This is a genomic window from Gracilibacillus thailandensis (assembly GCF_010994055.1).
GTDB lineage: Bacteria > Bacillota > Bacilli > Bacillales > Amphibacillaceae > Gracilibacillus > Gracilibacillus lacisalsi.
This window is the reverse complement of the sequence record NZ_WJID01000105.1, coordinates 1-7,892: the sequence shown is the minus strand read 5'-3', so window position 1 is coordinate 7,892 and position 7,892 is coordinate 1. Positions and strand designations below refer to the sequence as shown.

Sequence of the window (7,892 nt, the reverse complement as noted above, 5' to 3'; positions counted from 1 at the left end):
AAACCTCAAATTTCTTCATAACAGGAATGCTCCTTTTTTCAACTGGTTATCTTGATGAGTACTCACTATTTTTCTTTTTGGCGAAATAATCCCAAGTATAAAATATAGACCAAAATACGATGATTATTAGAAGTGAATAGAAGCTCATATACTCCTTTGGAATGGAGAATAAAAGGATTATAGCAATTATAAAAAATGGTGGCATTAGTATCCAATATCGCTTATTCTTAAAGTGTTTAATCACGATTACCTCCTGTTCTCTATTCTTTATCACTATCAAAAACTATTTCTAATATGGCAAGTAATAATGCGATGATGATCTCTGCTTTCAAGTTCAATGTAATACTCTTCATGAATTCGTCTACCGTAAACAGGACTAACCAGTTTGATAGGCAGTCAAAGCTGAATCGAAAAAATCCTACATTTACTTTACCTATCATATTTCGAACGGTTATCTTGTAGAAAACCTTGAAAAACAAATCGACAAATATTCCTAACACAAAGAAACTAACAACAAAGACTAGCAATGACCAGATGGAGTGATACCGAACACCGAGAAGTTCAAAAAGCCCTGCCAATCCAAAGAAAAAAAGTCCTATTACAAAGCCGACTACAAGGAAAATAAGAAGCGTTATTGCTGCAACAGTTATTACTTTTTCTTTTTTATTCATATCGCGAAATGAATCATTATTTTGTTCTGACATAGGGCTGTAGCTCCTTTTCCATCACTAACGACTCTTGGTGATTTAATTTACTTTCCTCTGCAAGATTCTTTGAAGCTTTTTTTGACACTTTTCTTGATAAGCGTCTTTATGGAACCTCTTACTATTGAACCCCCCAATCATCTCACGGACATCTTGATCGTGAATGATTAGTTTTTTGTATGTGTCATGTAGAAAATAATCCCGGAACCATTGATGCTTTTTCAATTGTCTTATATTTTGTACGATCTCTTGCTCTGTTACCTCTGTGATCAATGGGGAAAAGGTAATTAAGCTTATGAGATTCAAAGCAAAATTTTTCAACTGAATCACTCCTTTTCCGGGATATCTTTTGGTATATTTTAACACAAAGTGAATGTTTTTTCAGTGGATGGCTAATCGTTACACTTTGGGAGGAATTTTACTATTTATGTCGAATATTTTGGTATAGAAAGGATGTGATTTTAATTATTATCAAAAAACGAAAGGAACCGGAAAGTATTTCGATGCTTAACCGTGGACTAAAACGAATCCAAAAACGAAGGCGTGACATGGAGCTAGAACTTCGTAATATTGAACAAGGTTATCAAGCTGAATGCCAACTCGATTTTTACTTAGAACGAATCGGCATTAACTCAAACGACGTAGTTCTTCTTCAAGACCTCCGCCTCCCCGCTGCAGATCGGCAGTCCTTTTTTCAAATCGATAACCTTCTCCTTACTTCACACTTTGCTGTCAACATTGATGTAAAAAGCCAACCAGGTACATTCTCCTTTCAAAACAATGCGCGAAATTTCCAGTACGCTTTGCATGGAAAGAAATACGGGATGATGCATCCTATATCACAGGTAGAAGAGCAATGTGATCAGCTCCGCTCATGGCTTTGGTACTCAGTGGGAAAATTATCCGATCGTCAATCTTGTAGCTTTAGCGGACCCAAATGTAGAGATAGTCACGGACTCAAGTAGTGACTGGGTATATGATTGGGTTATGCCTTTTGCTTTATTGAAGAAATCATTTAAACGTGCTGCTGATCAATATACGCAATCCCTTTTTCAAATAAGTGAGCTGACGCGTATTGGTTATCAGTTAGCACAGGCACATCGCAAGCCTGAGATGCATTATTGGAAAAGGTTTGGACTTGAACAAGGGGATGTCGAAAGTGGGGTGCTGTGCCCTTTCTGCGGTAGCTTGGCAATGAATCGCCTACGAGTAATTTGGGATTGCCCTCATTGTGGCGGGCGAGATCGTCGCGCACATGTCATGAGCCTGCTCGATCATTTTGTATTTGTGAAACCAACACTGACGAACCAAGAGTGTAGAGAGTTTTTGCATGTGGAAAAAGAATATACCGCTAGAACATTAATGACAAACGCTAGAATATTAGATTGGTACGGCAGTAAAAGTGGACGAGTTTATGTTTTGAAGAAATGATGTTACTTGAGCAAGTGCTATTCATTAAATTTAATTTAAGGGAAGGGGTTTTCCTTGGATCAGGACTTCGCTTCCGGGGATATTCGTTTCTCTTCCCGGGATATATCCTCTTTTCCTGGGAAGAGGAGGCGCTTTCCTCGGAAGGGAAGACTTTTTCCTTGGAACAGGATTTCTCTTCCGGGGATATGTGCTCCGCTTCCGGGGATATTCGCTTCCCTTCCCTGGATATATCCTCTTATCCACGGAAGAGGAGGTTCTTTCCTCGGAAGGGAAGGCTTTTTCCTTGGAACAGGATTTCTCTTCCGGGGATGTGTGCTCCGCTTCCGGGGATATTTGCTTCCCTTCCCTAGAAATATCGTCTTATCCACGGAAGAGGAGGTTCTTTCCTCGGCAGGGAAGGCTTTTTCCTTGGAACAGGATTTCTCTTCCGGGGATGTGTGCTCCGCTTCCGGGGATAATTGTTTCTCTTCCCAGGATATATCCTCTTATCCACGGAAGAGGAGGGGCTTTCCTCGGAAGGGAAGACTTTTTCCTTGGAACATGATCTCTCTTCCGGGGATGTGTGCTCCGCTTCCGGGGATAATTGTTTCTCTTCCCAGGATATATCCTCTTATCCACGGAAGAGGAGGGGCTTTCCTCGGAAGGGAAGACTTTTTCCTTGGAACATGATCTCTCTTCCGGGGATGTGTGCTCCGCTTCCGGGGATATTTGCTTCCCTTCCATAGAAATATCGTCTTATCCACGGAAGAGGAGGTTCTTTCCTCGGAAGGGAGGACTTTTTCCTTGGAACAGGATTCTGCTGTAATACTCTGCATGCTTCCTCTTAACTTAAACAAGACGAAGCAGTTTTAGCGTTTCTCTCAGCAATTGCTTTTAACCCTTTTGCTCTGCTAATAATAAACCTTGTCATATATTTTTCTAGAAACAACTTGTCAGCAATTCTTCCAATTAACCCAAAAGGTGACTTATACTCAAATGTATCAATCATTATGGTTCCACCTTTTTCTTCTATAAATTGATGTGTATGAGTAAATGAACTAAAGGCTCCTTTTAACATGATATCAACGAACTCAGCAGGCTTATTCATATGAGTTACTTTTGCCGTTAGCCTTTGTTTAATACCAAAGTGAGTAGCTTCCCAAGTGACCGTATCACCCTCATTTAATAACCCGTGTGTAACGCCACCAACGACTCTTTCCTTCGTATTAGCAGTTGTTTTAGTATGTATATCTACGCTTCTTGCAAGGTTAAAACATTCTTCTACAGATGCTTGTATAAATTGCTTATGATAAACAATAGGCATTTTTTTATTCTCCTTGTTCTATGCGCCCATTACAATCAATAATTTAGTTTTCTGTTTCTTCTGTATAGTCTCTCTTGATTATAAAATCTGTTAAAGACCACCACATTAATTTCATAACAAATTGCTCACCAATTGGGCCATGTTTTCTTTTTCCTGTATCTTGAAATCCCACTTTTTCATACAGTTTTTGAGCAGCTATGTTTTTGTGATTAACAGCTAAAACAATTTCATTACAATCTGGAAATTCTGCGCTAACGAATTTTCTGAGTGATTTCATAGCTTGCTTTGCGTAGCCTTTTCCCTGTTTAGTTCGGTTTATCGATAATGAGGTGAGCAACATCGCCTGAGGATTATCCGAATACTCCTTTACTCTGTCGGTTTCGTGCAAGAGAAAAAAGCCCACCGGCTCCATCTCGTCTAAAATAACAATTCGATGCTGTCCTTCTGTTACTTCTTGATAATTGATGGGCAACGATGTATATTGCGCTTGTTCATTAGGGAGTTCAAAGGAATTTAATACTTCTAAATGTTCATTTGAAAAATGTCTTAATTCGATCATATCAGTTTTATCCATATAGTAAATCTCCTTTTAAGTGATGATACCGAAATGTAAGGAGCCGTAAACAATCGAGCCAATAATAAATAACACGCAAGTTACCGCACTTAAGAGATATGTTTGGTTATCTGTTGAATACTTCCACTTCAGGATGGCACGAAAAGCAAACATCAGACTAGGAACAATAAAAATGAACAGTCTAAGCTGATGATAATCACTTATTGATGCAGCTATCAATAGCAAAGTTGCCCAATGAAGGATATTCTCCACATATTTATGTGTTTTATTTACATAACTTTTCCCTAAGTCATCCTCTTCCATGTTCATCTTTTTTATTAGTTTTCTATTAATAAGCTGATCCAAGATAAAGATGCAAAATATAATGACGATAATAGCTATCATAGAAATCCCTTCCCTTACAGATGCTCAATTCTCATTTTAACATAAAATACCAAATCTAAACCATTTTATGAAAAAGTTGGTTCACCATAGATAATGCTTGCTGATCTTTATATATTTCACCGGGCTTATTACCAAGTCCAAGGACATAGCCATCAAATGAAATACCAATGAAATCAAAAATATATTGAAATTGTTGGATCAAAGGCAATCCTTTCAATCGCGGATTATCCCCTCCTACCGCTATTACAAAGGCGTTTTTGGATTGCATTTGTTTTTTAAATTCTGGAAAGTTTAAATCCCTAAGTGTTTGAGACCAGCGATCAATAAAGGTTTTCATTTGCCCAGTCATACCAAACCAATAAATAGGTGTTGAAAACACTAAGGTATCATGAGCTAACAGCCGCTTTATTAATAAGTTATAATCATCATCGATATCTTGAAATCCTTCTTTTGCATGCCGTGAATCTTTGATTGGGACTATCTGATAATCATCCAAATAAATGCGTTCAGCTTGCCTACCATGGATGGCATGTTCCGTTAGCATTTCCGTATTACCGTTTTTTCGTGTCCCACCGTAGATAATTGCTATCGACATTCTATCCACTCCTTTATTATTCATATCCTTTGAGAAAAGGCTATCGATATCATAAAATAAAAACAATAATTAATAAAACTGAATATTTTGATTGTATCAATCGGGTTATTCGATTATAGGAGAATACATATGGATATCAAACAGTTGAATACTTTTAAAATAGCAGCAGAAACTTTAAATTTTACCAAAACAGCTAAAATCTTAAATTTTGCTCAATCAAGTGTTACCTCTCAAATTAAATCTCTTGAAAAAGAACTTGATGCAAAGTTATTTGAAAGATTAGGTAAGAAATTATATTTAACGGAAATAGGAAAGCAATTCAAGACTTACGCAGACAAAATGGTTAACTTATCCGAAGAAGCAAAATCCATTGCAACAGGTGGCGATGAACCGTCAGGCACATTGATTATCGGAGCACAAGAAAGCCAATGTACATATAGGCTCCCACCGTTACTAAAGGAGTTCCAACAGCAATTTCCAAAGGTCAAATTAATATTTAAACCTGCTCATTCAGATAAAATCGCGAAAGAACAATTACTAAAAGGAGATTTAGATGTCGCTTTTATCATGGATGAAGTGAGATATACTGATTCTTTAGTAGTGGAGCCATTGGCAAAGGATGAAATGAAGATTGTGGCATCACCAGATCATCGATTAGCCAATCATTTAGAAGTGTATCCTCAGGATCTGAAAGATGAAACACTATTATTGACAGAGACAGGTTGTTCATATCGTACCATTTTTGAAAATACTTTAACGAAGGCAGAAGTATATCCTTCCAATAGAATAGAATTTGTCAGTATCGAAGCACTTAAACAATGTGCGATAGCAGGACTAGGAATAGCTAAGCTACCATATATGGCCGTAGAGAAAGATATAAGTACCGGTAGATTGAAAGAACTAAAATGGCAAAGTGATGCACCAGCTTTTTTCACGCAAATCGCATGGCATAAGGATAAATCAATGAATCTCCCGTTAAAATCTTTCATAGATTTGGCTTGTCAGATGTTAAAAGATAAAGAGGAAATTTAATGTAGGTTATATCACATCGGGGGCTCTTAACTCCCAAAATCTTGCAATCATCCTCTCGAGAGTTCCATTTTCGTTATTAAACAAAAAGCAAAAGATTTGTAAAAAAAGTTAGTTTATGCTATAATGTAATATTAATAATTAGGTGCTATAATAAGATTCTCCTGGCCAGGGGAATCTTATTTTTTTGTATAGGAGGAAGATGTTAATGAAGCAGAATGAGTCAAGTCTAACTTCCTTAGTATCGGCTTTTGGCCGAGCATATCACCATAAATACGATACACCTAAAATTTTCGATGATTTTATTGCCAACGCTTTACTTTCCAAAGAAGAGTTTTCAACCGTTAGTAAAAATATGATCAACGGAATTCAGTTTTTTAACAGAGATATCGGAGAGCGTTTTAAAGATCAACCAGAAGAAATTTTGAAATGGATTACACAAGTACAGCTTTCTCCAACACCATTAGCACGTGCAGCGTATTGCGAGAAAGTACTTCTTCATGAAGTTGAGTTGGGTACATCACAGTATGTCATACTTGGTGCGGGATTAGACACTTTTGCTTTTCGGCACCCAGAATTGACAGATAGATTAGATATATATGAAATTGATTTTCCTGCTACACAGGCATTTAAAAAACAAAAGTTAGCTGATGTTAATTTTGATATTCCTGAAAATCTCCATTTTGTTGCGATGGACTTTACTACTACTTTTTCTCATCAAGATTTAACAGATCAAGGATTTGATAATAAAAAAACATTTTTTAGCCTTTTAGGTGTTTCCTATTATTTAACGAAAGAGGAAAATGCGAATTTGATCCAACATTTATTTGCTGCACTTCCTCCAGGCAGCTCTATTGTATTTGATTATGCAGACGAAAAACTCTTTGAAGAAAAGGGCATTTCTAATCGAGTTGAAAATATGGTTAAAATGGCTGCGGCAAGTGGGGAACCAATGAAATCTTGTTTTACTTATGCGGAGATTGAGAGTTTGTTAGAGAAAGCAGGATTGCAAATTTATGAACATTTATCACCGACTGACATAAATGAGCATTTCTTTAGCAATAGAACAGATTATTTAACTGCTTTTGAGACGATTCATTTTATTCATGCAGTGAAGCGGTAACCAGAGAAAACCGGGTCCTTTAATGGATTCGGTTTTTTTACTGTTAAGATGCTTTTAAACTGCTTCACTTTCATTGTTTGCTCCAGAAATCAAGGATGATAGACGCCAATTTTTCTGGAGCCTCCCTATTCACTTCATGACCCGCACCTTTCACTGTGCGAAATTCTCCTTTTGGCATTTGTTCTACCAACTTCACCGATGATTTTTTGTTCACTTTGTCATTTTCCCCACATAAGATTAATGTATTGCATGGAACCCTTTCTATATCTTTACTAAAATCTAATTCCATCATCGATTTCATCAATATAATAAATTGTCATACGTGGGGTCTTCATATTTCAGAAGATCAAACAAATCAGGATATAAAAAATCAGTTTCTTCCCCATGTGAGAGATAGTTTCTGCCCAACTTAAGACATTATACTTAAATAATGGGATTTTTTTCCGATATTATAAATAATACCTTTTAGGGGGAGTAATTCTTATAAAATAGAAATAAAGAGAGGGTGAAAAAATTAAATGGTCTCTGTTATCCAAAGATTACTAAATCATTATTTTAATAAAAGTAATGTCCAACAACAAAATTTCCGTAATACCGTGCAACAATCAGTAGAGAGAACTGACGGAGCTCATCCTAATAAGAATGTAGAAATATATACTCCAAAAACTAATAAAGTGACATACAATGATAAATCTATTTCACCACGTTTACAGGTTGACAGAAATTACAATTTAACGATTGCAGAAAAT

General features: G+C 36.6%; 13 protein-coding genes. 6 read left to right on the top strand and 7 right to left on the bottom strand.

Annotated features, from left to right (window positions below):
• Positions 1-260: 260 nt before the first annotated feature.
• Positions 261-704: a YrvL family regulatory protein gene (locus GH715_RS20405; RefSeq protein ID WP_153837099.1), complete on the bottom strand. Its 444-nt coding sequence runs from the start codon at positions 702-704 to the stop codon at positions 261-263.
• A 42-nt stretch (positions 705-746) separates the two neighbouring features.
• Complete coding sequence (locus tag GH715_RS20400) at positions 747-1,025, bottom strand: hypothetical protein (protein WP_153837100.1); 279 nt, start codon at positions 1,023-1,025, stop codon at positions 747-749.
• Positions 1,026-1,207: 182 nt separating this feature from the next.
• Here GH715_RS20400 and GH715_RS21985 point away from each other — a divergent pair, with 182 nt between their 5' ends.
• Genes GH715_RS21985 through GH715_RS21420 form a run of 3 tightly spaced genes read left to right on the top strand, consistent with a single transcriptional unit; the run spans position 1,208 to position 2,804 of the window.
• On the top strand, positions 1,208-1,669 hold the full coding sequence (locus GH715_RS21985) for a nuclease-related domain-containing protein (protein WP_420842030.1): 462 nt from the start codon (positions 1,208-1,210) through the stop codon (positions 1,667-1,669).
• Complete coding sequence (locus GH715_RS20390; RefSeq protein WP_153837102.1) at positions 1,563-2,135, top strand: hypothetical protein; 573 nt, start codon at positions 1,563-1,565, stop codon at positions 2,133-2,135. Before GH715_RS21985 ends, GH715_RS20390 begins: the two co-directional genes overlap by 107 nt.
• Before the next feature lie 54 nt (positions 2,136-2,189).
• Complete coding sequence (locus GH715_RS21420) at positions 2,190-2,804, top strand: hypothetical protein (RefSeq protein ID WP_205601881.1); 615 nt, start codon at positions 2,190-2,192, stop codon at positions 2,802-2,804.
• Positions 2,805-2,958: 154 nt separating this feature from the next.
• On the opposite strand, the gene GH715_RS20375 is transcribed toward GH715_RS21420, so the two are convergent.
• The 4 genes from GH715_RS20375 to GH715_RS20360 are packed head-to-tail and all read right to left on the bottom strand — an operon-like array spanning position 2,959 to position 4,991.
• Positions 2,959-3,438 (bottom strand): SRPBCC family protein, encoded by a 480-nt coding sequence (locus tag GH715_RS20375; RefSeq protein WP_153837104.1) that lies wholly within the window; start codon positions 3,436-3,438, stop codon positions 2,959-2,961.
• 43 nt (positions 3,439-3,481) lie between these two features.
• Positions 3,482-4,012, bottom strand: coding sequence for a GNAT family N-acetyltransferase (locus tag GH715_RS20370; protein ID WP_153837105.1), 531 nt, complete (start codon positions 4,010-4,012; stop codon positions 3,482-3,484).
• Positions 4,013-4,027: 15 nt separating this feature from the next.
• Positions 4,028-4,396 carry a DUF4181 domain-containing protein gene (locus tag GH715_RS20365; protein ID WP_153837106.1) on the bottom strand — a complete coding sequence of 123 codons (369 nt, stop codon included), beginning with the start codon at positions 4,394-4,396 and terminating at the stop codon, positions 4,028-4,030.
• A gap of 55 nt (positions 4,397-4,451) precedes the next feature.
• Positions 4,452-4,991, bottom strand: a complete 540-nt coding sequence (locus tag GH715_RS20360) for a flavodoxin family protein (protein WP_153837107.1) — start codon at positions 4,989-4,991, stop codon at positions 4,452-4,454.
• A gap of 129 nt (positions 4,992-5,120) precedes the next feature.
• Between GH715_RS20360 and GH715_RS20355 the strand changes: the two genes are divergently transcribed.
• Both GH715_RS20355 and GH715_RS20350 read left to right on the top strand, forming a co-directional pair.
• Positions 5,121-6,023, top strand: coding sequence for a LysR family transcriptional regulator (locus GH715_RS20355; protein ID WP_153837108.1), 903 nt, complete (start codon positions 5,121-5,123; stop codon positions 6,021-6,023).
• Positions 6,024-6,228: 205 nt separating this feature from the next.
• Positions 6,229-7,143, top strand: a complete 915-nt coding sequence (locus GH715_RS20350) for a class I SAM-dependent methyltransferase (RefSeq protein ID WP_153837109.1) — start codon at positions 6,229-6,231, stop codon at positions 7,141-7,143.
• Positions 7,144-7,213: 70 nt separating this feature from the next.
• Here GH715_RS20350 and GH715_RS20345 read toward each other — a convergent pair whose 3' ends face one another.
• Positions 7,214-7,444: an alpha/beta fold hydrolase gene (locus GH715_RS20345; RefSeq protein WP_163578803.1), complete on the bottom strand. Its 231-nt coding sequence runs from the start codon at positions 7,442-7,444 to the stop codon at positions 7,214-7,216.
• A gap of 217 nt (positions 7,445-7,661) precedes the next feature.
• Between GH715_RS20345 and GH715_RS21415 the strand changes: the two genes are divergently transcribed.
• Positions 7,662-7,892, top strand: a 231-nt coding sequence (locus tag GH715_RS21415) for a hypothetical protein (RefSeq protein WP_205601880.1), incomplete at its 3' end; no start/stop codon positions are given.